Raw genomic sequence first — 22,513 nt, forward strand, 5'->3', positions numbered from 1 at the left:
TTGTCGTTCTTATCGAAGGATGACCGTCAATGCCCCTCGCTTTTCCCGCGCCTCTCGCGCCCTACGCCTCGAAGGCGGAGGAGACGCGCGGGCGGCTGCATGAGGAAATCGAGAGCACCGGCAGGACGCCTTTCCAGCGTGACCGCGACCGGGTCCTGCACACCGTCGCCTTCCGCAGGCTGAAGCATAAGACGCAGGTTTTCGTCTTCAACGAGGGCGATCATTACCGCACCCGGCTGACCCATTCGCTTGAGGTGAGCCAGATCGCGCGGGCGATGGCGCGGACGTTCAAGCTGGACGAGGACCTCGCGGAGGTCGTCGCGCTGAGCCATGACCTTGGCCATCCGTGCTTCGGGCATACCGGCGAGGACGTGCTCATCGAGATGATGGAAGGGGCAGGGGGCTTTGACCACAATGCCCAGACCCTCCGCCTGCTGACCAAGCTCGAGCGGCAGCACGGGGCCTATCACGGCCTCAATCTGACGTGGGAGACGCTCGAAGGGACCGTGAAGCACAACGGCCCGATGGTTGGACCGCGACGCGTCAAGGACAAGCCTCTGCCTGTCGCGATCGAGGAATATGCCGAGCGGCATGATCTATGGCTCGACACCTACCCGAGCTTCGAGGCGCAGCTAGCGGCGCTGGCGGATGACGTAGCCTACAACTCTGCCGATAGCGATGACGGCCTGCGCGCCGGGCTCTTCAGCTTTGACGATGCGATGGACGTCCCGCTCCTCGGGCCAGCGCTTCACGGCTCGCGCAAAGCCTGGCCTGACGAGCCGCGGGAGGTGCAGATCGCGGAAGCCGTATCGGCCCTGATCGGGCGGATGGTTGCCGACATCCAGGAAGAGACCCGCGCCCGGATCGAGGACCTCGATCCTCGCCATGCGGACGATATCCGCAGGGCGCCCCGCGCCATGGCAAGCTTCTCGGACAGCTTTGATGCCGAGCTTAAAGAGCTCCGGGCCTTCCTGTTCGAGCACATGTACCGCCATCACAAGGTGAACCAGGTCAGGAGCCAGGCGCGGCGAATCGTTCGCGACCTTTTCGAGCTCTATGTCGAGGAGCCTGACGTGCTGCCGCCTGCATGGTTCGACCGGCAGGACGGCGAAAGCATCGAGAAGCGCAAGCGCGTCGTCTGCGACTACATCGCTGGAATGACCGACCGTTTCGCGATTCACGAGCACAGCAGGCTCTTCGATCTGTCACGAAATTTTTTATGATGGTTAACAGCGTCTTTACCGATGGGTGGGCAAAGCCTTAACGCCCAAGATAAGGAATGACCGATGTCGAGCACGGCGGCTTCAATGAATGACTTTGTTGACGACGAAGAAGGTGGCCTCTCAGGCTTCACGATTCTTGCTATCCTCGTCACGCTGATCGTCGTGTTCAGTCTTGTGGTTTGGTATGCCTATCAGCAGGGCAAGGCTTCGGCCGCCGCGACCGCGGAGCTCCCGCAGGTTGCTGCCAACCCTTCACCAGTTGCGGAAGACGTCCCGCTCGATGCCACGCGTGATGGTGGCAGGCAGGAAGTCTACGACCGGGTCAGCGGTAGCGTTGAGACCCGTGTCGTGACCCAGGAGAATCCGGGCCGCGACCCTCTCGATGGCTATGGCGGTGCGCCAGCCTCGATGACACCGAGAGAGGCGCCCGCGACCGCAACCTCTGAGCCTGCGCGCGAGGACCCTGTCGTCGCTGCGATCACCCAGAACGAAGAGCCGGCGCGGACGGTCCAGCCTCCGAGCCGTAACCCGCGCACCCAGACGCAAACCCAGACCCAGCCTGCCCAGCGCCAGCCCGTCCGCGTGACCGAGGCCGGGACGGCTGCAGCCACCACCGCTGCGACCCAGACGCCAGCGCGCGCTGCGCCTGCGGCGATGACCGGCACCCATGTGGTTCAGGTCGGTGCGTTCGATTCGAACAGCGCGGCTCTCGATTATTTCGACGGTCTGTCGCGCCGCCTTGGCACCAGTGTCAGCTCGAAGCTTCCCGACATCCAGGTCGCTGAAGTGAACGGCCGGACCTACCACCGCCTGCGGATCGGCCCCTTCACGTCGAAGGCTGAGGCTGACCGCTACTGCGCGGATCTCAAGACCCGTGGCCAGGATTGCCTCGTTCGCGGAGTTTAATGTGCGGCGAACCTCCGACTCGGCTTAGCTGTTTGGAGGTAACGCCAGGAAAGAAGCAGCGTGTTTGACGATCAGGTCCCTGAATTCGAGGAAGATGCGGGCAAATCGGATGCGTCCGAAACCCTGATCCTCCGGCTCGAAGGCTACGAGGGACCCCTCGACGCGCTTCTCGATCTCGCCCACCGCCAGAAGGTGGACCTGCGCGAGATCTCCGTCCTCGCACTGGCCCAGCAATATATCGAGTTCGTCGAGGAGGCGCGGTCCCGGAACCTGCAGCTTGCCGCCGACTATCTCGTCATGGCGAGCTGGCTCACCTACCTCAAAACCCGACTCCTGCTGCCCAAGCAGGAGGATGATGAGGAGCTGTCCGGCGAGGAAATCGCTGCGCTTCTCGCCCACAGGCTTCGCAGGCTCGACGCCATGCGGAAGGCTGCACGGGCACTGACGGGCCGCCGTCTTCTTGGCCGGGATGTTTTCCCGCGCGGGGAGCGGGGGACCGAAGTCCGCCGCACGACCCACACGGCGGCTGAGCTTTATGACCTCCTCCAGGCTTATTCCTCGCAACGCCTGCGCGCGGCACCGCCTGAGAAACGCAAGGATCCGATCCCGATTTTCCGGATCGAAGAGGCCCGGGACACGCTGAAAGAGGCGCTTTCCAGTCACGACGACTGGTTCGAGCTGACCGGCATCAGCAGCCGCCGCGAGACGATTGCGCCGCGCGGCTCGGTGGTGGCCTCGACCTTCACCGCTGCCCTTGAGGCCGCGCGGGACGGCAACGCTGCCATCCGCCAGGACAAGACCTTCGACCCTATTCTCGTGAGAGCCGCCCATGGATGAGCTGACCCACAAGCCTGACGTGACCTATGAGCCGCAAGGCGAGGCGCCTGCGCTCGATTTCACCGAGGAGACGGTCGCGGAGGCCCAGCGCCTGCGCCGTATCGAAGCGCTGCTCTTTGCGTCGCCTGAGCCGCTGTCGGAGACGGTGATCGCCGACCGTGTGCCCGGTGGCCCCGTGAAGCCGCTGCTTCAGGAGCTTTCCGAGGCGTACAAGGACCGCGGTGTGAACCTGCGTCAGGTGGCAAACCGCTGGCAGTTCGTCACCGCTGAGGATTGTGCCCAGGTGCTCGTGACCACGCAGGAGACGACGCGGAAGCTGTCGCGGCCTGCGCTCGAGACGCTGGCGATCATCGCCTACCACCAGCCCTGCAGCCGCGCTGACATCGAGGAAGTACGCGGGGTTTCGGTCTCCAAAGGTTCTCTCGACCAGCTCATGTCGCTCGGTTGGGTGAAGATGCGCGGCCGCCGCGATGCGCCAGGCCGTCCGCTGCTCTACGGCACCACGGCTGCTTTCCTCGAGCACTTCGACCTGACGGCGATCGGCGACCTACCGGGTCTTCAGGATCTCAAGGCGCAAGGCCTGTTGGAAGGCACGCTTCCGCCGGACTTCGACGTGCCGAAACCGACCGAAGCGGACGACGGTATTCTACCGCTCGACGCAGAAGAACAGGAAGAGGCCGCTTGAGTTCGGCATTCGCTGGGCGCAGGTAAGGCTCCATTACGAACATTCCGGCAAAGGAGCGGGTATGTTTCCCGGTTGGCAGCAGCTTCTCATCGTCCTTGTCCTCGTGCTGATCCTTTTCGGCGGCCGCGGACGTATCTCATCTCTGATGGGTGACCTCGCGAAGGGCATCAAATCCTTCCGCTCGGGCCTCGCCGACGATGGCTCCGACGAGGAGCAGCCGAAGACGGCCCTCGACGCGAAGACCGGCGAGACCGTTGAGGTCTCCGAGAAAGACCCGGCCAAGAGCGAATGAGCCTCGTTCCGCAGCTCGGCTTTCCGGAGCTGATGGTGCTTGGGGTTCTCGCCCTGTTGGTCATCGGTCCCAAGGACCTGCCGAGATTCCTCCATTCCGCTGGTCAGGCCTTCGGCAAGATGCGCCGTATGGCTGACGAGTTCCGCGCCGGGCTGCAGCAGGTCGCCCGCGAGGCGGAGATCGATGAGATGCGCAAGGAGATCGAGAGCCTGAAAGAGGCCTCGGGCGCGAAGGATGTCGAAGACACTTTCCGCGACATCCAGCGTGAGGCAAACAAGCCCCTGAGCGTCGCTGAGCAGCGCGACGCCGACGACGATATCGACTCGGCCCTCGATCATCACGATGACCACGGCGACTATGAGTGCGATGGCGGCGGCGACGAGCCTGACGACACGCCTGAGCCGGAGACCAAGAGCTCCCATGGCTGAGGACCTCGCCAAGCCTGACCTCATTGACGATGACGGTGCCGATGGGATCGAGAGTTCCCGGGCGCCGCTGATGGATCATCTGATCGAGTTGCGTTCGCGGCTCCTCGTGATCGTGGGTGCGCTCGCGGTCTGTTTTGTCCTCTGCTTCATCGTCAGTGCGCCGCTCTACAATGCTCTGACGCTGCCTTACGTCGATGCACTGGCGGATGCGGGGCAGGAGGATGCGGTCCTCAACTATTTCCCGCTGGAGCTCTTCTTTGCCCAAGTGAAGCTCAGCTTCTTTGCGGCACTGATGATCAGCTTCCCGATCACCGCCTGGCAGGGTTACGCCTTCATCGCGCCGGGTCTCTACAAATCGGAGAAGCGGGCAGTTCTGCCGTTTCTCTTCGCCATGCCCGTGCTGTTCGCGATGGGCATCCTGCTGGTGCACCAGATGGTGCTGCCGTTGGTTCTCGACTTCGCCTTGGGCGTTGAGGGCAGGGCGGAGGCCACGGCTGCTGCGAGCTACAACCTGTTTGTGAAGGTCGGAGACTATCTCGATCTCGCCGTGGCGTTGATGCTCGGCTTTGGCTTTGCCTTCCAGCTGCCGGTGGTCCTGATGCTGCTGGGGCAGGCGGGGCTTGTGACCGACGACTTTCTCGTCAGGAACAGGCGCTATGCGATCGTGCTGATCTTCCTTGTGGCTGCGTTCCTGACGCCGCCTGATCCGATGAGCCAGATCGCCCTCGGCGGCACTATTCTCCTGCTCTACGAGGTCTCCATTTGGGGCGTGCGCTGGACGCAAAAAAAACGGAGGCCAGAAGCCTCCGAAAGCAAGATCTGAAATCTTGGAAAGGTTCTGCCTGTTCTTTGCCTGTCCGCCCCTCTCGGAACAGGCAAAGTTAAGGCTGGACCTTAAGCAGCTGCGCTCTTCCGGCGGCCGCCCTTTTTCGCAGTAGCTTTGCGGCCACCTTGGGTGCCGAGGCCGATTTGCTTGGCGAACTCGGAACGACGCTTTGCGTAGTTCGGTGCGACCATCGGGTAGTCAGCAGGCAGGTTCCACTTGCGGCGATACTCTTCCGGGCTGAGGTTGTATTGGGTCCGGAGGTAACGTTTCAGCATTTTCAGCTTCTTACCGTCCTCGAGGCAGATCAGGTAGTCGTCGGTGATCGACTTCTTCACCGGAACGGCCGGCTTCTGCTGAACCTCTTCTTCCTTCGGCGCGCCGCCGAGGGTGCTGAGGGTCTGGAAGGTGTTCTGCAGCAGGTCCTGAAGTTGTTCAGCTGGGACCGAATTGTTGGCGACAAAAGCAGAAACGATGTCTGCAGTCAGGGCCAGGGTCTCGGATTGATCAAGAACTTCCTGCTGAGAGGTATTTTCGGTCATTTGTAGTCCTTAGGGGTCAAATATGAAGGCGAAGTCGGGAGTCTTTCGAAAGACTTCTGATGACTTCGCACGACGTCGATTTATCGCTGCTAGAGATATTTGACTGCCATCTCAAGAGAAAAAAGGCGTAAACACAGTGAAGTTTTGTGGCATAGATGGGTGACGGGAAATGTTCGCGTCACTTGCGCCCAAGGGCTGTTTTCCCCTTTGCGCTGACGCTGCGACGGGCGTAGGTCCCGGGCTTCCACAGATTCTCGCTTCGGTGACCGACATGACCACTGCTGACCAACTCTCCGCACAACCCTTCACCTTCGATGAGGGCCTCTCCAAGACAGACCCGCAACTCTTCGAGATGATGGGCCGAGAGTTCGACCGGCAGCAGCGCCAGATCGAGCTGATCGCTTCGGAGAACATCGTCAGCCAGGCGGTGCTGGACGCGCAGGGCTCGGTCCTGACCAACAAGTATGCTGAGGGCTATCCGGGCCGCCGGTACTATGGCGGCTGTGAGTTCGTGGACGAGGTCGAGACCCTCGCCATTGAGCGAGCCAAGCGCCTGTTCGACTGCGCCGAAGCCATCGTGCAGCCGCACTCAGGCAGCCAGGCGAACCAGGCGGTCTTTATGGCTCTGCTTAAGCCGGGCGAGAAGATCCTCGGCCTCGACCTCGCCGCTGGCGGGCACCTGACCCACGGTGCGAAGGTCAACCAGTCGGGCAAGTGGTTCGAAGCTGTCCACTACGGCGTGCGCGAGGATGACCACCGCATCGACATGGACAATGTCCGCGAGATCGCCCTGCGCGAGAAGCCGCAGCTGATCATTGCCGGCGGTTCGGCCTATTCGCGGATCATCGATTTCAAGGCGTTCCGCGAGATCGCTGATGAGGTGGGTGCATACTTCCTCGTGGACATGGCGCACTTCTCAGGCCTCGTTGCCGGTGGTCATTATCCATCGCCGATCCCGCATGCCCATGCGGTGACGTCGACAACCCACAAGACGCTCCGGGGCCCGCGTGGCGGGATCATCCTGACCAATGAGAAGGATCTGGCGAAGAAATTCCGCTCGGCGCTCTTCCCAGGCCTTCAGGGCGGTCCGCTCATGCATGTCATCGCGGGCAAGGCCGCTGCCTTCGGCGAAGCTCTGACGCCTGAGTACAAGGTCTACACGCGCCAAGTGATCGAGAACGCGAAGGCGTTGGCTTCGGTGCTCGTGGACGCCGGTTACGCTGTCGTCTCGGGCGGCACGGACACCCACGTGATGCTGGTCGACCTCCGCCCGAAAGGCGTGAAGGGCAACGCGGCCGAAGAGGCGCTCGAGCGGGCAGGCATGACCTGCAACAAGAACGGCGTACCGAACGATCCTGAGAAGCCTGCGATCACGTCAGGCATCAGGCTTGGGACGCCTGCTGCGACCTCGCGCGGGTTTGGCGTGGCGGAGTTCCAGGAGACGGGCCGCCTGATCGCGCGCGTGCTCGATGGTCTCGCTGAAGGCGGCGATACGACGGAGCTTGAAAACAGCGTCCGCGCCGAAGTCGAGGCGCTGACGGGCCGCTTCCCGATCTACGGCGGTTGAGTTCGGCGCTTCACTTCTCCCTCCGGGAGAGGTCGAAATCTCCGATTTCGGGTGAGGGTAAGTGAAGCTCCGCCCTCATACGCACTCACCCAAAGCCTCTCTTCGAAAGCCTTTGACCTCTCCCGGAGGGAGAGGTGGGGCGCCGCTTCCAGCCATAGCGCGAGCAGGCTAGCCTTTCCCCATGCGTATCTTCCTCGCCGCCTTCGCCCTTCTTGCTGCCGCCTATGCCGGGGAGCCGGAGGAGGACATCCGCGCCGTTCTCTCCATGCAGACGGCGGCCTGGAACAGAGGCGACATCCACCGTTTCATGGACGGCTATGTGCGCTCGGAGCAGCTGCGCTTTGTCTCGGGCAATGAAGAGAAGCGTGGCCACGGCAAGACGCTCGCGCGGTATCTCGCGACCTATGACACGCCTGAGAAGATGGGGACGCTGAGCTTCAAGGACCTCGAAGTGCAGGTCCTGGGCGATGATGCGGCGATGGTGTTCGGGCGTTTTCTGCTCGTCAGGCCCGAGGTCGGCGACGCGACAGGGCTCTTCACCCTGATCTTCCGCAAGACGGACGAAGGCTGGCGCATCGTCCACGACCACACGTCGAGCTAGGTAAGGGCAGGCGCAGGAAACCTCCTGCGCCCAGAAAGATCAGGCTGTGGCCTTCTTCTTGAGGCGGGTCGCGAGAGCCACACCGCTCAGGAACAGCCATGCTCCTGCGGGCAGCGGGATCTCGCCAAGATCACCGTCATCATCCGAAGCTGCGATCCTGAGATTGTCGAAGCTGGCATAGCCACCCGACAGGAGGTCGATCTGCAAGGTGACGTTGCCGTTCGTGTTGCCAGCGGTGCTGAGGCCTTCAACGACGCGGGTCCAGTCGAAGGTATCGCGCGCGGAGAAGGTCGTGGTTGCGTCCACCGTTGAAAGAACGGTGCCCGAGCCTGTGTTCCGCGCGCCGCCGGGATTGTCGAACAGCGTAAAGCGGAAGGTGGCTTGCGCACCGCCAGCTGGCTGGAAGGGCCCACCGAAATTATTGAGGTCGACGGCCGAGATATCGATCCCGATGTTCAGGAAGTCCCTGTCACCGACATCGAAGCTCAGACCGACAAGGTCATTCTGCCTGCTCGACAGCATACCGACAGAGAAGTTGCCGCCGGTCCCGGACGGATCCTTAAACCCGGTACCGTGCGCAGCCGTCCCGCCGCCTCGGTTCGAGCCGGTGATGTTCAGGATTTCCGTGGTAAACTGCTGGGCGAAAAGAAAGTCCGGCGTGCTGTAGTTCAGGTTGATCGTGTCGGCGCGGATATCGACGTCGCCGCCGCTGTTCACGTAGCCGGCCGGATTCTCGAAGTCCTGATCGTAAAGCACGACAGTCCCTGCCAAAGCAGGCGATGCCATGGTGCCCGCCATTATGGCCGCGAGCGTTGCCTTGAGCTTTGTCACAATCGTTCCCATCCCTGTGATAATTGTTAAAGTGCGCTCTAAGACGCGTCTTGGTCAAGGAAATGATGCTGTATCGATGGTGTCACTTGGCGTGGGGGCCTGAGAGGTCTAAGCGCCCGTCCGATGCGCTGCCCATTCTGCCAAGGCGAAGATACCCAGGTGAAGGACTCCCGGCCTGCCGATGATGGCGCCGCGATCCGGCGCCGGCGGCTGTGCAACTCCTGCGAGGCGCGGTTCACGACCTTCGAGCGGGTCCAGCTACGAGAGCTGACGGTGCTCAAATCCTCGGGCCGCAAGGTGCCCTTCGACCGGGAGAAGCTGCAGCGCTCGATCGCCATTGCCACCCGCAAGCGCGATATCGACCAGGAAACGCTCGACATGACGGTTAGCAAGATCGTCCGCTCCCTCGAGCAATCCGGCGAGACGGAGATCTCCTCCCAGACCATCGGCGCCCACGTCATGGCGGCGCTGAAGGAGATCGATGACGTCGCCTTCGTTCGCTATGCGAGCGTCTACCGAAACTTCCGTGAAGCCCGCGATTTCGAGGGCTTCCTCCGTGAGATGAACAGTGACGACTGACAACAAAACCAAAGACTACGCAAAGGCCCTCCGTGAGCGGAGGACGCTGGCGCGGCTGGGGGCTGTGCAGGCCCTCTACCAGATGGAGCATTCGGGGCAGGGCGTGGATGCGACTGTGCGCGAGTTCCAGAACTACCGTCTTGGCGGGGAGCTCGAAGGCGAGGCGATCCGCGAGGCGGATGACGAGTTCTTCGAGGACCTCGTGCGCGGCGTCATCGATGCGCAGAAGCCGATCGACCCGCTGATCAACCGCAACCTGCGCGAAGGCTGGAAGCTGTCGCGGCTTGATGCGACGGCGCGGGCTATCCTGCGTTGCGGCGGTTACGAGCTTGTTCGGCGTGCGGACATTCCTGCGCCTGTGGTGATCGACGAGTATGTCGAGATTGCCAAGGACTTCTTCGGTGAAGGCGAGCAGGAACCGAGCTTCATCAACGCTGTCCTCGAGGCTTGCGGCCGCGAGGCAAGGGCGGACGAGTTCGCCTGAACCCATGGCTGAGTTCGAGCGCATCGCCCGCTATCTCCAGCCCCTCGCCGGGGAGGGGGCGATGGAGCTGCGCGATGATGCGGCGCGGGCCTATGGCCGTGTGCTGACGAAAGACGTGCTGGTCGAGGGCACGCATTTCCTCCCCGGTGATCCGATTGATCTTCTGGCGCGGAAGGCGCTGCGGGTGAACGCTTCGGACCTGATTGCCAAGGGTGCGGAGCCCGAGGCCTATATGCTCGGGCTTGTTTGGCCCGAAGCGCGGGGCGAGGCGGAGTTCGCCAGCTTCTGCGACGGGCTTCGGGTGGAGCAGGAGCTGACAGGGCTGGAGCTTCTCGGTGGAGACACGACTCGCGGTCCCTGCCTGATGATCAGTGTGACGATGTTTGGCGTGCGCACCGGTCCCGAGATTCTTCGCTCGGGCGGAGAGGTTGGTGATATGCTGATGGTCACAGGGACGATTGGCGATGGCCTTCTGGCGTTGGAGGCTGCGAAGGAGGGCCAAGCCGACGCTGCCGCGGCCTATTACCTTCCGCCTGTTCCCTATGGGGCGGAATTCGCAGTCTCCGCCCACGCCAACGCTGCTCTCGATGTCTCGGATGGGCTGATCGCGGATACAAGGCACCTCGCCGAGGAGAGTAAGATCGGTATACGGCTCTTCGCAGGGCGCATCCCTCTTTCTGCCGCGGGAAAAAAAGCCGCGTCTGAAGGACGTCTGCCAGATCTCCTGACAGGAGGAGACGACTATCAGTCGTTGATGCTCTGCCGCGTGGAAGAGAAGATCAGCGATGATCGGTTCACGGTCATTGGTGAGGCGATGGACGGCCTGCCGCCTGGACATGTCGAGGTCCTCATGCCCGACGGCGAGCTCTGGGTACCAGAAAAGGGCGGCTGGGACCACTTCACGTCCTAAGACACCGCCGGAGCCTGAGCCCTCCATCCGCACGGTGACGATCGCGTCATCTTCTGTGTACGGCAGTGGACAAGATACGTCTTCCGGCGTCTCATCACAGCATAAAGAGCCCGGCGAAAAGTCGGCGGATCCTTTGGGGTGAATGTCTCACGCGATGCGGATGAGCCATGCGCCACCGGCCTCAGGGCCCTCCCTTCGCGACGATCAAACCCGGGACGCCTCGCGCCGTCCCCCGCAAGGGAGAAGACCATGAAGACCCACGCCATCGCCGCCGCCCTGTCCCTGTCCTGCATCGCAGCACCGGCCCTCGCTGCCGATATCGAGGTAGAGGTTGATCTCAGGATGCTCGAAACCCGGCAGGGAACGGCCATTGTCTACGAGAAGCTTGAGAAGAAGGCCGTCCGCTCTTGCCGCCAGATGACCTCGCGACTGCCCACCCATCTCAGGGCCTGCGAAGCTGACCTGATGGAGCAGTTCGTCGAGGACCTCGACCATCCGATGCTGACCGCCCATCACCGCGGAAAAGACGCTCCGCTCTACGCCTCTCGCGGGTAAAAACCTGAACTGCGCCCGAAGGTTGAGCCCGGCGGCTGGAGCGACACTCCAGCCGCCGGGCTCAAATTGATTCCCTTTTTCAGGTGATTACACCATAAACATTGATTCTGGCAGTGAAGTGCTCGTGATACAGAATCGATGCATAGTCACGTGCTCACGAAAAATCGGCAGCGCTCGATCCGATTTTGTCTTGAACCCCACCAAACAAAGAACACATGGATCCCGTCAGAACGACGCATAACAGTTTCGATAGAGGCCAGAAATGCCACTACTATACATGATGCAGGTCGTGATGACGTTTGAAGTAGTTCAGTATTGTTTCGCAAGTCTTGGAATTGGGATCAAGGGAAAAGGACAAGAGCCATGCGTAAGATCACACTTGCCGTCGCAGCCACAGTCGCCGCCTCCATGGCAGCACCTGCGCAAGCCGGGGACGTGAAGTTCTCGTTCGAGCGCTGGATGCTCGGCTCCGACGAAGGGACCCATGCCGTCTACGAAAGGCTGGAACGGGTCACGAAACGCGCCTGCACCTTCATGCCGGGAGCAAAGTCCCAGCAGCTGAAAGAAGAGTGCCGCGATGATCTGATGACGCAGCTCGTCACCAAGATCGACAACCCGAAGCTGACGCTGCTCCACCTGGAAGGGGGCGCCGTCCGCTACGCCAAGCTCCAATAGGTCGCCGCGAGGCCGATCGCAGGAGCGCTTCTTCGGACAGGGGGCACGCCTCCTGCCCACCGTCCGCAAGAAGCGCTCTTTTCAAGGCCCTGGCGCTGCCCCGCCGGTGGCCGACCCCCCTCGCGAGCTTAGGGGAGCGGGACTTCATGCAGGGGCGTGAAGTTTCGTGAGGGGAGTGGTGACGCCGCGTCTGCCATCAGCTATGGCGGCGCGGCGTCCCCTTAGCTCATCAGGATAGAGCGACAGATTCCTAATCTGTAGGTAGCAGGTTCGAGTCCTGCAGGGGACACGCTCTTCAGTTTTGTCTGTATGGCCGCTTCGCTAATAGGGCGCAGCGCGCTAGCAACGGCTGGTAGGCCGTGTTGTGGCAGAGGGAGCAGCGCACATGCTCGGACGGTTCATGTCGGAGATACGCCGTCGGCGCGTTCTCAACCTTTTCACGCCTTATCTCGTCGCCGTCTGGCTGGTGATCCAGATTGTCGTGGCGATCGGGCCGACGCTCGGGTTTCCTGACTGGATCGCGACCCTCGTGGTTGTGGCGTCGATCGTCGGGGTGCCAGCGGCGTTCTATGTGGCCTGGTTCTTCGATTTCACCTCGGAAGGGGTCGTCCGCACGCCGAGCCGAGAGCGGGCGGAGGTGATCGAGCCTCTTGGCCCCGCCCATTATGCGGGTCTGGCAGCGACGCTATTGTTCGCGGCGCTGGCCGGATGGCTCTCTTTTGGCATTATCGTCAACAGGACAGACAATCCGCCCACGGCCTCGCGATCCATCGAGAACAAGTCCGTGGCGGTCATGCCGTTCGATGATTTGAGCCCCACCCAGGAGCTGAACTACCTCGCGCAGGGTCTTGCCGAGGAGATCACCGTGGCGCTGGGCAAGCTCGGCAATATCCGCATCTCCGCGCCTTCATCGGCATTCCGGGCGACAGAGCAGGCAGGTTCCGCCGTCGAGATCGGACGCCTCCTGAATGTCGGCGCGATCCTGCAAGGGAGCGTGCGCCTGGCGGGTGACCAGCTCCGCGTGACGGCTTCCCTCGTAAGCACCTCCGACGGGCTGACCATCTGGTCCGATGCGTTCAGCAGGTCGCTCTCTGAGTCGGTCCTGATGGAGGAACAGATCGCAAGGTCGATCCTCGGGATCATGCTCGACCGTTTTCTGACCGACGAAGACGAGATCCTTCTCGACCGCCCGAATGCTGCGGATGCCTATCAGTTCTACTTGCGTGGCCGTGAGAAGATGCGCATACGGACGGCAGAATCGCTGGGCGAGGCGCGGGCTTTCTTCGAGCAGACGATCGCTGCCGATCCTGAATATGCTCCGGGCTATGCGGGCCTTGCTGCGGTTCTTCTGCTGCTCGGGGAGGGGACGGAGAATTTCGGCACAATCGACAAGTCGATTGCGGCGCAGCTCGCTACGGCCAATGGCGAGAAGGCGCTGCTGCGCCAGCCGAACCTTGCCGAAGCCCATGCCGTGATGGGCCGTGCGGCAGCCTTCAGGGGCGAGGGGGAAGCGGCGCTTGCAGCCTACGACAAGGCCATCGCGATCAATCCGAGCTATGCCGACGCCCATCTCTGGAAGTCGAACCTTCTCTCCCGGCAGGGGGACCTCGACGGTGCGGCAGCCAGCCTCGAAGATGCCTTCAAGCTCGATCCGCTTTCGCCGGTGATCCTCTACAACAAGGGGTTCCAGCAGGTGCGGCGCGGCCGCTTCGCTGAGGCCAAGGCGTTTTACGAAACGCTTCTCGACCTCGAGCCCAATTCGCCGCTCGGGCATCGGGGCCTTGCTGACGTGGCGCGGAGGCAGGGGGACCTCGCCTCGAGCGCGAAGGCCTGGAAGCGGGCGCTCGATAACTCGCCCAATTCTGTTCAGTATAGGGAGAGCCTGGTTGGGGCTCTGCTGACCCTGGAAGCCGGAGAGGCTGCGCGCCTCTTTGCTTCGCCTGACTATGAGACGAACCTGCGGATTGCGGCGGGGGATTTTGATGGCGCCATCGAGAAAGTCCGCTTCGACTATGCTGCGTCCCCTGACGATGCATGGATGGCGTTCGAAGCGGGGTGGACGGAGCTTCTCTATGGTGACGAAGAGCGGGCCTATGACGCACTGATCAGGTCTGATGCCGCGCTTGGCGAGGAGGATCAGTTTGCCATGCCTTACTGCTCTCCTGCCATCGAGGCCGCGTGGGCGCTGCGCCAGCGGGGTGCCGAGCAGGAGGCGGCCGCGCGGATCGAGCGATGCCGCGCCGCCCGGGAGGAAGCCTTGGCGGGGGGACAGCGCTCCATTGAGCTCGACTATCTCGGGGCGAGACTGGCTGCGCTCGGCGGCAACGAAATCGAAGCGGTCCGCCTGCTGACGAAAGCCTACGAAGGCGGCTGGCGGGAGCCTTGGTCAGCCCACGACCCTCTGCTTCGCCCCGGCGGGGAAACGGATGGCCGTGTATCAGCAGTCCTGGACGAGATCGCCAAAGACCTCGCGCGGCAGCGTCTCGAAATCGCAAGCGAGATCGAGGCATGGAAGGCGAGCGCAGGAGACTAGCGCTTCGTCGCCCCGCGGATGCCGACTGCGCCGCCAAGGCCTGTCAGCATGAGGAGGGCGCCTGCCGGTAACGGGATCTCCGAAATCGGCCCGGTGCCTTCGAAGAACACCGCGGCGCGTTCGCCGCCGAAGACGATGGGGGTCAGATTATCCCGCCGCGCACCGCGGGTCGTACAGTCACTGTCAGCGCAGTCGAAGAATGCGTTTCCCTCGCTCGGCGTGAAGGTGACAGTCAATGACAGGAGGAGATTGTAGGTGTCGGGAAGGAAAAGGCTGTCCGGGATGTCGAAGGTGGGGTTGAGCGTATCGGACGTGAAGGTGAAGCCGCCTATCTCCCATTCGATCAACGCATCGAGCCCGGATGCGGGCTCGAGCTCGCCGTCCTGCCCGACCTGAAGGAAATCAAAGGCCGTGCCTTCACGGACCGCAAAGAATTCAAACTGCTCACCGAGCGCAAAGGTGTAGAAGACATCGTTGCGGTAGCTTCCGTCGGGAAGCGGGATGAAGGCGCCCTCATCGAGCGGCTCGAAAACGAAGGATGCGCCCGTGCTTGTGCCTTCTTCAAAGACGCCGACGCCGGTGCCAAAGAACCGGTTGTAGTTATCGCACTGACCGCTATCACCGCTCGATCCACCGGAGCGGACGACCCTTGCGTCTGCGGTGTTGAGAGCGGTTGCCGCCACACCGGCCGACAGCAAGCTGGCTACATGAACCCGAGTGATTTCATGTCTCTACCCCCGTCTAAGGGTCCGTTCTATCATCATTGCCGGACAGGCAACACGGCGATCCCACGCCCTGCCTGACTGCAGAAAAAGGTTCCCCTTCGCGGCGACCGTGGCAGCGTGACCACAGGCAGATTACAGGGGACCGACCCATGAAAATGTACATCAAGAGCGTCATGGTCGACGACCAGCAGAAGGCGCTGGACTTCTACACCGGCAAGCTCGGCTTTGAGGTGAAGCATGACATTCCGATGGGGCAGTTTCGCTGGCTGACCCTTGTGTCGCCCGAGGAGCGTGGCGGGACCGAGCTGGCGCTTGAGCCGAACCAGCACGACGTTGCGCGCCAGTGCCAGGAAGCGATGAAGAAGGATGGCATCCCCTGGACCGCCTTCAGCACCGATGACATCGAGGGCGAGGTTGCCCGCCTGAAGCGGGAAGGGGTCGGGTTCACCGTGCCGCCGACCAAGGCTGGCGATGTGACCATGGCGATCCTCGACGACACCTGCGGTAACCTCATCCAGCTGATCCAGCTCAGCTGATAGGAAGGGCCGGAGAGTGAACACGGCTCCGTGAAGGGCGGTCTCCCGGCCTTTCACGCAGCGCACAATTTTGCCAATGGCACTCGGCTCGCTGGCAATCTCTGCCAGCGGCGGCGCGCAGTGCACACAGCTGCCTTGCGCGCCATACGACGTCTCAAACAGGGAGTTTCCCTTGGACCAAGATCTTAGCCTCGATGCCCTCCGTGCGCGCCTCGCAGACCTGCGTGCGCAGCTGGAGAACGACCCGCTCGCCAACCCTGTCCGCCGCATGGCCCACGACCTGTCGCGTGCCATCGAAGCAGGGCGCCTGACACTGGACGATACGGAGGCGATGATCTCCGAGCTTGCGTGCGAGGCGGCACGGCAAAGGAAAGAGCGGGGCGCGGCCTATCTTGCGGAGAGCGGGACGCTTAGCGAGGCGATCAGCCTGCTGACGGATGGGGTGAAGGAGCCTGAGGAGTTTGCCCGGCGGCTGGAGAAGCCGCTGGAGACCATCGTCTTCACGGGCCACCCGACCTTTGCGATGGATGAGGATGGCGGCTTTGCCTTGCGCGGGAAGAGGGACATCGCCGAGGCGACCACGATCCGCACAGGGATTACCCTTGCCGAAGAACACCGCGAGGCGCGGCGCGCGCTGGCTGCGGGTGCAGATGCCATCGTTGCGGCGAGCCGTGAGGCGCTCAAGCTGGCTTCGGAGCGGTATGGCGATGCCTACAAGGACATGCTGCCTCTGCCGGTGAGCCTTGCGACCTGGGTCGGTTATGATCTCGACGGGCGCCAGGATATCAGCTGGACACGGATCTTCTGCCACCGCCTGATCGAGAAGGCGGAGGCGCTTGCTGACTATATTGCGCGGCTTGATGGGTTTGCATCTGTCGAGGGAGTGGCTGAGGTGAAGGCCCGGCTGCAGGCTTCGCTGGACCGGTCGCAGAAGCTGGCTGAGATCTTCAGCGATGATGAGAACCTCAAGGATCCGCAGGACATTGCCGCCGCTGCGAACCGTCTGACGGCGGATGATGCGGAGCGGCTTGTGTCGCTGAGGCTGCTGATCGCTGACCTGCGGAAGGCGGCGAAGGGCGCGGGCGATCAGGAGACGACGATCGGTCTTCTCGGTGTTGCGGCACTGATGAAGGCGCGGGGGCTTGGTCTCGGCGAGATCCACTTCCGCCTCAACGCCTCGCAGATCAGGAACGCCTCGCGGGCGCTCATCCCGATCAGTCGCGATGCTGACCTTTTCGGCCATACGGCCCTGCAACAGGTCAATGAAGCGATCGCAGGTGTGGTGCCGGTTCGGGTGAACTTTGGCAGCCTCGCGACGGAGACGAGCTCCGCGCGACGCATCGCTATCGCCGCAGCACAGATAACCAAGCATATCGACGGTGACACACCGATCCGCCTGCTGATTGCCGAGTGCGAAAACCCGGTAACGGTGCTGACCGCGATCTACCTCTCCCGCCGCTATGGTGCCGACAAGCTCGTGGACGTTTGCCCGCTCTTCGAAACGGCAAAGAGCTTTGACCGCTCACGGAGGATCCTCGACGTTCTCCTCGCGCAGCCTGCCTATCGTGAGCAGGTGGAGCAGCGGGGCAGGGTCTCGATCGAGGCGGGCTTCTCCGATGCGGGCCGGTTCATGGGGCAGCTTTCCGCCACACTGGCGATCGAGCGACTACAGGTTCAGCTTGCTGACGAAATGGAGCGCAATGGGCTCGGCCACCTCGAAGCGGTGATCTTCAACACCCACGGTGAGAGCATGGGCCGGGGCGGGCATCCGACCTCGATCCTCGACCGCAGCCGTTATGCCATGAGCCCTTATGCGCGGAAGAGCTTCGAGAACCGGGGCATCAGGCTTTGCCATGAGATCAGCTTCCAGGGCGGCGACGGCTATTCCTGGTTTGCTTCTGATGAGGCGGCCGAGGCTGTTGTCGCAGGCCTGCTGCGAGCGCTGACGGGCAATCCGGACCCGGACAAAGACCCGTTCTATGAGCGCTACGAGGCCAGCCTCGATTTCTACAATACGGTGCGTAAGGAGCAGATCGACCTCTTCGAGGAAGAGGCGATGGCGACCGTGGCCATGGGGCCGGGGCTGTCGCTCCTGCCGCCTGCTGGTTCGCGCAAGACCAAACGCCAGTTCGAGCGTTCGGGCGAGGAAGAGATCAGCCTGCGCCGTATCCGTGCGATTTCGCACAATGGTTCGCTGCAGCAGATCGGTTATGTCGCCAATATCCATGCTGGTGTCGGCGAGGCGATTTCTACCGAGCCTGAAGCCTATGAGGATATGGCGGAGACTTCTGACCGTTTCCGTAGGCTGATGAAGCTGGTCGCTCGCGCGGCGCAGCTCTCGGATATGAAGACGCTGATCGCCTATATGAAGCTCTATGACGGCAGCTTCTGGGCGACCCGGCCGATTTCTGGCGGTGAACCGCAGATTGAGAAGGCCTGCGGTGACCTCGCAACGCATCTCGTCGGGGACCGGCGGTACTTCGCTGCGCTGGAACTTGCAGCCCGGCTGCGGCCCGGGGCGATCACGCTCAAATGGGGGTTGAAGTCGATGGGCTTCGAGGACCTCGACCGTGCCCCTGCGAACCTTGATCTGCTCCATGCGCTGAGGATCGCGCTGATGCAGCACATGTTCCTCCTCGGCGCGCGGCTGCCTTCGTTTGCGCGGGCAGGTGGGTTCTCACGGCCTGAGGTGCTGGACGAGATTCTGGCGCTTGACGTGGACCGGGCGGTGCAACAGCTCCGCGAGGGCTTCCCGCAACGTCAGGATACGGAGATCATGAAGCTCTTCGACGAGCCTGCCGATGATGACGGCTCGGAGACGGGCTACGCTGCAATTGAGCGGGACACGATTGCGCCGCTCGAGCGTACCTTCAATCAGTGCCGGAGGATCAGCCTCGCCGTGGCGCACCATTTTGGGGCACATGGGTAAGCGGAGCATTTGGCTTGGATCACCTCTCCCTTGGGAGAGGTCTGAGGCTGCTTTAGCAGGCTCAGGGTGAGGGCGGGCTAGGTCCTGCTCTCGAAGCCCTCACCCGAAATCATAGATTTCGACCTCTCCCAGAGGGAGAGGTTGGGCGCTGCGCTAGAAATCCGTCTGTCTACGCAACATCAATGAGGTGGCTCGCTTCAGGCAGGTCCTCGCCAAAGGCGCGCTGGTAGAACTCCGCGACCAGGGGCCGTTCAAGCTCGTCGCACTTGTTGAGGAACGTCACGCGGAAGGCGTAGCCGATGTCGCCGAAGATTTCGGCGTTCTGAGCCCAGGTGATGACCGTCCGCGGGCTCATCACGGTGGAGATGTCGCCAGCCATCAGCGCGTTGCGGGTCATGTCAGCGACACGGACCATCGCGTCGAGGGTCTTCTGGCCCTCTTCGTTCTGGTAGCCGGGAAGCTTGCCGGAGACGATCTTCGTCTCTTCCTCATGCGCAAGATAGTTCAGTGTGGTGACGATTGACCAGCGGTCCATCTGGCCCTGGTTGATCTGCTGGGTGCCGTGATAGAGGCCCGTCGTGTCACCTAGGCCGATCGTGTTGGTCGTGGCGAAGAGGCGGAAGCTCGGATGGGGCTTCAGGACCTTGTTTTGGTCGAGGAGGGTGAGCTTGCCCTCGGCCTCGAGGACCCGCTGGATCACGAACATAACGTCAGGGCGGCCTGCATCATACTCGTCGAAGACGAGCGCGACAGGACGTTGGAACGCCCACGGAAGAATGCCCTCCTTGAAGGAGGTGATCTGCTTGCCGTCTTCGATGGTGATGGCGTCCTTGCCGATCATGTCGATGCGGCTGACGTGGCTGTCGAGGTTCACCCGGACGCAGGGCCAGTTGAGGCGCGAGGCGATCTGCTCGATGTGGGTCGACTTGCCCGTGCCGTGATAGCCTTGGACCATCACCCGGCGATTGTGGGCGAAGCCTGCGAGGATCGCGAGGGTCGTCTGCGGATCGAAGCGGTAGGAGGGGTCGGCCTCAGGCACGTGGTCGCCGCCCTCGGAGAAAGCAGGCACCTGCATGTTCGACTTGATGCCGAAGGTCTCGGCTACGGACACGGTGATGTCAGGTTCGCGTGCGGGATCGACGTCGCTCATTCATTCTCCTCGGGCGAACGCTGGCGTGTTCAGCGAAACACCTTGCTCAGGACTTTCCGGGTGGGCCGCATAAGAATTGGCGGCAGGATTTGTTCCAGCGTTTCGTTGGTCCTGACTTTCCAGTCAACGCGGTCGTTGGTCCCTTTGCGAACTTTGAACTGCGTCGTTTTCTCAATCTGATCATCCTGCCAGGTCGCCGTGTAGTAATAGAGGGCGATCGAGCGTCGAGGCTTGAGATCTGGATGAGCCACGGGTTCGGGATGCCCATGCCAGCTGTTACCCGTGGTCGAGAAGATGACGCAGCGGCTTGCTACCGGAGCGATCCTCTGACGGCACTCCTTCATTTTCTCGTCCCACAGCTCGAGGTTTCCGCCGTAGCTCTCGTCCCAGTCATCATTCAGATAGATCAGGACGTTGACCCTGCGCTCAAGCCCGAGTGGCTTGTGGTGGTTGAAGTCCGCATGCATCGACAGATGCCCGCCTTGCCTCGTCTCGTGGAAACCACCTCCGAGAAAGTATGGGTCCGGAATGAGCCCCTTGATCCCAGTAATACGTTCGACAAGTTGGAGGAACGGTAGGCTATTGAACGTGTGAAACAGAGACCTGAGCTTAAGGTCGTCAAGCTCATCAGGGCGGAAACTTCGTTTGAAGCGCTCCTGATCCCGGTCGAACTGGTTGCCCCCTTCGCGAATCTCGCCCGGGAAGTTCTGCTGACAGTAATCGACGACCCCCCGCGGGAGGAAGTCCTCGATGACTGTATGAGGAAAGGGGTCGGCGGCCTGATAGGCCGCCGAGAGCTCATCACCTCTCGCACGGATGGCATCCACGTCGAGCGAGAAGGGTGGTTGGTGACGGATCGGCAAATAGGACATCGCTGGGCCTCTGGGCTTTTCGCGTGAACATCTGCAAGCACTGTTCCGCGAGAACAGCACTTTTTGCAATGCACCTAAATCAGTCTCGAGCGGTTCCTTCAGCCATCTGCGCGTCGCGGATGGCTTTGAACTCGTTGCCTTCGTACCAGTTGGGGTAGGCTTCGGTGTTGGCCAGCTCGAGACCGGTGTCGCGCATGATGGTGAGGAGCTCGGTCATGCCGTCCCAGCGCCAGGTCGAGGGATGGTCCACCTCGTCCGTGACGTTGTGATAGGGGCCCGAGGAGTAGGCATTGCCTGCTGCGGTACCTGCAGCTTCGCCACCTTCAATCAGGTCGACGCCGTTATCGACGTAGAGCATCGGCACGCCGCGCTTGGCGAACTCCACATGGTCCGAGCGGTAGAAATAGCCGCGCTCAGGCGTCGGGTCGGGGCGGAGGACCTTGTCCGCGGCGGCTGCGACCTCGGCGAGGATGTCCTCAAGCTCTGAACTGCCGAACCCGACGACGGTGAGGTCACGGGCAGGGCCGGTGGGGAGGATGGCGTCGATGTTGATGCCCCCGACGATGGAGGAAAGCGGGACGGGCGGGTTCTCTGCGAAGGCTTTCGAGCCGAGGAGCCCTGACTCTTCCGCCGTCACGGCGAGGAAGATCTGAGAACGCGCCGGGCGGTAGCCTGCTTCGACGTAGGTCTCGGCAATGGCGAGGATGCCGCCTGTGCCCGTCGCATTGTCCACGGCGCCATTGTAAACGCCGTCCTCGCCCTCATCGAGGCGTGCCTGGTCGACGCCGAGATGGTCCCAGTGCGCGGTGTAGATGACATACTCATCCGGCCGCTCAGTGCCCGGCAGGACGCCAGCGACGTTGGCGCTTTCGGTCTCTTCGAGGCTCTGGGTGATCTTGGCGGAGAAAGTGATCTCGCCGATCGGCTGAGGGGTGAAGCCAGCCATGGTGGCAGCTTCTTCCATGCCTTCGAGGTCCATGCCGGCTTGCTCGAAGAGCATTTCGGCTTTCTCTTGGGTGATCCAGCCTTCGAGCATCACGGGCGGTGTGTCGTTCGGGTTCCGCGGCAGGTTGAGCTGCGGCCCTGACCAGGAGCCGGAGACGACGCCCCAGCCGTAGGAGGCGGGCGCCGTCTGGTGGATGATGATGGCCGCGGCTGCGCCCTGGCGGGCGGCCTCTTCGTACTTGTAGGTCCAGCGGCCGTAGTAGGTCATCGAGTTGCCGCCGAAGATCTCGCCCTGCTGGCGGAAGCCCGGATCGTTGATGAGCATGACGACCGTCTTCCCGGCGGCGTCAATGCCTGCGTAATCGTCCCAGCCATATTCAGGCGCCACGACGCCGTGGCCGACGAAGACGACTTCTGAGTCGTTGATGGTGATCTCGGTGTCGTCGAGCTTGGTCCAGAAGACGGTCTCCGGGCCGTATTCGAGGTCATCGACGAGCGTATCGGAGTAATTGAAGCCGGCCGAGGACTGGGCCGGGTCGAGGGCGCGGCTGACCAAGGTCACCTTGTGCTCGAAGCTGTCGCCGATGGGCTCAAGGCCGAGGCGCTCCATCTCTCCGACGAGGTATTCGCGGGTCATCATGCCGCCAGCTGTGCCGGGAGCGCGGCCTTCGAAGCTGTCGTCCGCCATGGTGATGACGTGGCGCTTGAGCGTCTCATCGGAGACCGGGGGCAGAGCGACGGAGGTCTCGACCTCCGGTCCAGCCGATTCGGTCGGGGCGTCTTCGCCTCCACAAGCTGCCAGAGCGATAATCGTTATGCCGAGGAGCGCCTTTGCGTGCGTCATGTTTCCTGCTCTTCTTTTGTCTCGAAACGCTGGATAATCGC

At 62.3% G+C, this 22,513-nt stretch carries 23 protein-coding genes and 1 tRNA gene; 18 read left to right on the forward strand and 6 right to left on the reverse strand.

Annotated features, from left to right (window positions below):
• The first annotated feature begins 29 nt into the window (after nt 1-29).
• From HK107_RS08285 to tatC, 7 genes are all read left to right on the forward strand, one after another.
• Entirely contained in the window at nt 30-1,223 is a 1,194-nt protein-coding gene (locus HK107_RS08285; protein WP_173198435.1) for a deoxyguanosinetriphosphate triphosphohydrolase, read from the forward strand.
• 63 nt (nt 1,224-1,286) lie between these two features.
• Nucleotides 1,287-2,129: an SPOR domain-containing protein gene (locus HK107_RS08290; protein ID WP_173198437.1), complete on the forward strand. Its 843-nt coding sequence runs from the start codon at nt 1,287-1,289 to the stop codon at nt 2,127-2,129.
• A 60-nt stretch (nt 2,130-2,189) separates the two neighbouring features.
• Nucleotides 2,190-2,966, forward strand: coding sequence for a segregation and condensation protein A (locus HK107_RS08295; protein ID WP_173198439.1), 777 nt, complete (start codon nt 2,190-2,192; stop codon nt 2,964-2,966).
• On the forward strand, nt 2,959-3,651 hold the full coding sequence (gene scpB / locus HK107_RS08300) for an SMC-Scp complex subunit ScpB (RefSeq protein ID WP_173198441.1): 693 nt from the start codon (nt 2,959-2,961) through the stop codon (nt 3,649-3,651). The genes HK107_RS08295 and scpB overlap by 8 nt, the downstream gene beginning before the upstream one ends.
• A gap of 61 nt (nt 3,652-3,712) precedes the next feature.
• Nucleotides 3,713-3,943 carry a twin-arginine translocase TatA/TatE family subunit gene (locus HK107_RS08305; protein WP_173198443.1) on the forward strand — a complete coding sequence of 77 codons (231 nt, stop codon included), beginning with the start codon at nt 3,713-3,715 and terminating at the stop codon, nt 3,941-3,943.
• Complete coding sequence (tatB, locus tag HK107_RS08310; RefSeq protein WP_173198445.1) at nt 3,940-4,371, forward strand: Sec-independent protein translocase protein TatB; 432 nt, start codon at nt 3,940-3,942, stop codon at nt 4,369-4,371. Before HK107_RS08305 ends, tatB begins: the two co-directional genes overlap by 4 nt.
• Entirely contained in the window at nt 4,364-5,194 is an 831-nt protein-coding gene (gene tatC, locus HK107_RS08315) for a twin-arginine translocase subunit TatC (RefSeq protein ID WP_173198447.1), read from the forward strand. The genes tatB and tatC overlap by 8 nt, the downstream gene beginning before the upstream one ends.
• A gap of 71 nt (nt 5,195-5,265) precedes the next feature.
• Here the strand turns inward: tatC and HK107_RS08320 are convergent, their stop codons facing one another.
• Nucleotides 5,266-5,736, reverse strand: a complete 471-nt coding sequence (locus HK107_RS08320; RefSeq protein WP_173198449.1) for a MucR family transcriptional regulator — start codon at nt 5,734-5,736, stop codon at nt 5,266-5,268.
• A gap of 271 nt (nt 5,737-6,007) precedes the next feature.
• Here HK107_RS08320 and glyA point away from each other — a divergent pair, with 271 nt between their 5' ends.
• Both glyA and HK107_RS08330 read left to right on the forward strand, forming a co-directional pair.
• Nucleotides 6,008-7,303: a serine hydroxymethyltransferase gene (glyA, locus tag HK107_RS08325; protein WP_173198451.1), complete on the forward strand. Its 1,296-nt coding sequence runs from the start codon at nt 6,008-6,010 to the stop codon at nt 7,301-7,303.
• Between the two features lie 181 nt (nt 7,304-7,484).
• Nucleotides 7,485-7,904: a YybH family protein gene (locus tag HK107_RS08330; protein ID WP_173198453.1), complete on the forward strand. Its 420-nt coding sequence runs from the start codon at nt 7,485-7,487 to the stop codon at nt 7,902-7,904.
• Between the two features lie 39 nt (nt 7,905-7,943).
• Here HK107_RS08330 and HK107_RS08335 read toward each other — a convergent pair whose 3' ends face one another.
• Nucleotides 7,944-8,690 (reverse strand): hypothetical protein, encoded by a 747-nt coding sequence (locus tag HK107_RS08335; protein ID WP_173198455.1) that lies wholly within the window; start codon nt 8,688-8,690, stop codon nt 7,944-7,946.
• A 168-nt stretch (nt 8,691-8,858) separates the two neighbouring features.
• Between HK107_RS08335 and nrdR the strand changes: the two genes are divergently transcribed.
• The 7 genes from nrdR (at nt 8,859) to HK107_RS08370 (ending at nt 14,471) form a co-directional block, all read left to right on the forward strand.
• Nucleotides 8,859-9,314 (forward strand): transcriptional regulator NrdR, encoded by a 456-nt coding sequence (nrdR, locus tag HK107_RS08340; protein ID WP_173198457.1) that lies wholly within the window; start codon nt 8,859-8,861, stop codon nt 9,312-9,314.
• Nucleotides 9,304-9,798 carry a transcription antitermination factor NusB gene (nusB, locus tag HK107_RS08345; RefSeq protein ID WP_173198460.1) on the forward strand — a complete coding sequence of 165 codons (495 nt, stop codon included), beginning with the start codon at nt 9,304-9,306 and terminating at the stop codon, nt 9,796-9,798. The genes nrdR and nusB overlap by 11 nt, the downstream gene beginning before the upstream one ends.
• 4 nt (nt 9,799-9,802) lie before the next feature.
• A complete protein-coding gene (gene thiL / locus HK107_RS08350) occupies nt 9,803-10,708 on the forward strand; it encodes a thiamine-phosphate kinase (RefSeq protein ID WP_173198462.1) in 906 nt (301 codons plus the stop codon).
• 249 nt (nt 10,709-10,957) lie between these two features.
• Nucleotides 10,958-11,263, forward strand: coding sequence for a UrcA family protein (locus HK107_RS08355; RefSeq protein ID WP_173198464.1), 306 nt, complete (start codon nt 10,958-10,960; stop codon nt 11,261-11,263).
• A 363-nt stretch (nt 11,264-11,626) separates the two neighbouring features.
• Nucleotides 11,627-11,938 carry a UrcA family protein gene (locus tag HK107_RS08360; RefSeq protein WP_173198466.1) on the forward strand — a complete coding sequence of 104 codons (312 nt, stop codon included), beginning with the start codon at nt 11,627-11,629 and terminating at the stop codon, nt 11,936-11,938.
• Between the two features lie 215 nt (nt 11,939-12,153).
• Nucleotides 12,154-12,227 (forward strand) — tRNA-Arg (locus tag HK107_RS08365).
• A gap of 96 nt (nt 12,228-12,323) precedes the next feature.
• Nucleotides 12,324-14,471 carry a tetratricopeptide repeat protein gene (locus tag HK107_RS08370; protein ID WP_173198468.1) on the forward strand — a complete coding sequence of 716 codons (2,148 nt, stop codon included), beginning with the start codon at nt 12,324-12,326 and terminating at the stop codon, nt 14,469-14,471.
• Here HK107_RS08370 and HK107_RS08375 read toward each other — a convergent pair.
• On the reverse strand, nt 14,468-15,154 hold the full coding sequence (locus tag HK107_RS08375) for a VPLPA-CTERM sorting domain-containing protein (RefSeq protein ID WP_173198470.1): 687 nt from the start codon (nt 15,152-15,154) through the stop codon (nt 14,468-14,470). The two genes, HK107_RS08370 and HK107_RS08375, sit on opposite strands and share 4 nt — an antisense overlap.
• A 191-nt stretch (nt 15,155-15,345) precedes the next feature.
• Here HK107_RS08375 and HK107_RS08380 point away from each other — a divergent pair, with 191 nt between their 5' ends.
• On the forward strand, nt 15,346-15,732 hold the full coding sequence (locus HK107_RS08380) for a VOC family protein (protein ID WP_173198472.1): 387 nt from the start codon (nt 15,346-15,348) through the stop codon (nt 15,730-15,732).
• Between the two features lie 172 nt (nt 15,733-15,904).
• The gene (locus HK107_RS08385) at nt 15,905-18,661 is read left to right on the forward strand and encodes a phosphoenolpyruvate carboxylase (protein ID WP_173198474.1); all 2,757 of its coding nucleotides are present in this window, start codon (nt 15,905-15,907) and stop codon (nt 18,659-18,661) included.
• 169 nt (nt 18,662-18,830) lie between these two features.
• Here HK107_RS08385 and cobS read toward each other — a convergent pair whose 3' ends face one another.
• From cobS to HK107_RS08400, 3 genes are all read right to left on the reverse strand, one after another.
• Entirely contained in the window at nt 18,831-19,811 is a 981-nt protein-coding gene (gene cobS / locus HK107_RS08390; RefSeq protein ID WP_173198476.1) for a cobaltochelatase subunit CobS, read from the reverse strand.
• Nucleotides 19,812-19,840: 29 nt separating this feature from the next.
• Nucleotides 19,841-20,683, reverse strand: a complete 843-nt coding sequence (locus HK107_RS08395; RefSeq protein WP_173198478.1) for a 2OG-Fe(II) oxygenase — start codon at nt 20,681-20,683, stop codon at nt 19,841-19,843.
• 79 nt (nt 20,684-20,762) lie between these two features.
• Nucleotides 20,763-22,472, reverse strand: coding sequence for a M28 family peptidase (locus HK107_RS08400; RefSeq protein ID WP_173198480.1), 1,710 nt, complete (start codon nt 22,470-22,472; stop codon nt 20,763-20,765).
• Nucleotides 22,473-22,513 lie beyond the last annotated feature (41 nt).

The sequence above is a fragment of the Parvularcula mediterranea genome, from assembly GCF_013085255.1.
GTDB lineage: Bacteria > Pseudomonadota > Alphaproteobacteria > Caulobacterales > Parvularculaceae > Parvularcula > Parvularcula mediterranea.

Bases quoted from the DNA above. Each gene is read 5' to 3' on its own strand.
- HK107_RS08285 (WP_173198435.1), top strand. From the start codon at position 30: ATGCCCCTCGCTTTTCCCGCGCCTCTCGCGCCCTACGCCTCGAAGGCG.
- HK107_RS08290 (WP_173198437.1), top strand. From the start codon at position 1,287: ATGTCGAGCACGGCGGCTTCAATGAATGACTTTGTTGACGACGAAGAA.
- scpB (WP_173198441.1), top strand. From the start codon at position 2,959: ATGGATGAGCTGACCCACAAGCCTGACGTGACCTATGAGCCGCAAGGC.
- HK107_RS08305 (WP_173198443.1), top strand. From the start codon at position 3,713: ATGTTTCCCGGTTGGCAGCAGCTTCTCATCGTCCTTGTCCTCGTGCTG.
- tatB (WP_173198445.1), top strand. From the start codon at position 3,940: ATGAGCCTCGTTCCGCAGCTCGGCTTTCCGGAGCTGATGGTGCTTGGG.
- tatC (WP_173198447.1), top strand. From the start codon at position 4,364: ATGGCTGAGGACCTCGCCAAGCCTGACCTCATTGACGATGACGGTGCC.
- HK107_RS08320 (WP_173198449.1), bottom strand. From the start codon at position 5,736: ATGACCGAAAATACCTCTCAGCAGGAAGTTCTTGATCAATCCGAGACC.
- glyA (WP_173198451.1), top strand. From the start codon at position 6,008: ATGACCACTGCTGACCAACTCTCCGCACAACCCTTCACCTTCGATGAG.
- HK107_RS08330 (WP_173198453.1), top strand. From the start codon at position 7,485: ATGCGTATCTTCCTCGCCGCCTTCGCCCTTCTTGCTGCCGCCTATGCC.
- HK107_RS08335 (WP_173198455.1), bottom strand. From the start codon at position 8,690: ATGGCATCGCCTGCTTTGGCAGGGACTGTCGTGCTTTACGATCAGGAC.
- nrdR (WP_173198457.1), top strand. From the start codon at position 8,859: ATGCGCTGCCCATTCTGCCAAGGCGAAGATACCCAGGTGAAGGACTCC.
- thiL (WP_173198462.1), top strand. From the start codon at position 9,803: ATGGCTGAGTTCGAGCGCATCGCCCGCTATCTCCAGCCCCTCGCCGGG.
- HK107_RS08355 (WP_173198464.1), top strand. From the start codon at position 10,958: ATGAAGACCCACGCCATCGCCGCCGCCCTGTCCCTGTCCTGCATCGCA.
- HK107_RS08360 (WP_173198466.1), top strand. From the start codon at position 11,627: ATGCGTAAGATCACACTTGCCGTCGCAGCCACAGTCGCCGCCTCCATG.
- HK107_RS08370 (WP_173198468.1), top strand. From the start codon at position 12,324: ATGCTCGGACGGTTCATGTCGGAGATACGCCGTCGGCGCGTTCTCAAC.
- HK107_RS08380 (WP_173198472.1), top strand. From the start codon at position 15,346: ATGAAAATGTACATCAAGAGCGTCATGGTCGACGACCAGCAGAAGGCG.
- cobS (WP_173198476.1), bottom strand. From the start codon at position 19,811: ATGAGCGACGTCGATCCCGCACGCGAACCTGACATCACCGTGTCCGTA.
- HK107_RS08395 (WP_173198478.1), bottom strand. From the start codon at position 20,683: ATGTCCTATTTGCCGATCCGTCACCAACCACCCTTCTCGCTCGACGTG.
- HK107_RS08400 (WP_173198480.1), bottom strand. From the start codon at position 22,472: ATGACGCACGCAAAGGCGCTCCTCGGCATAACGATTATCGCTCTGGCA.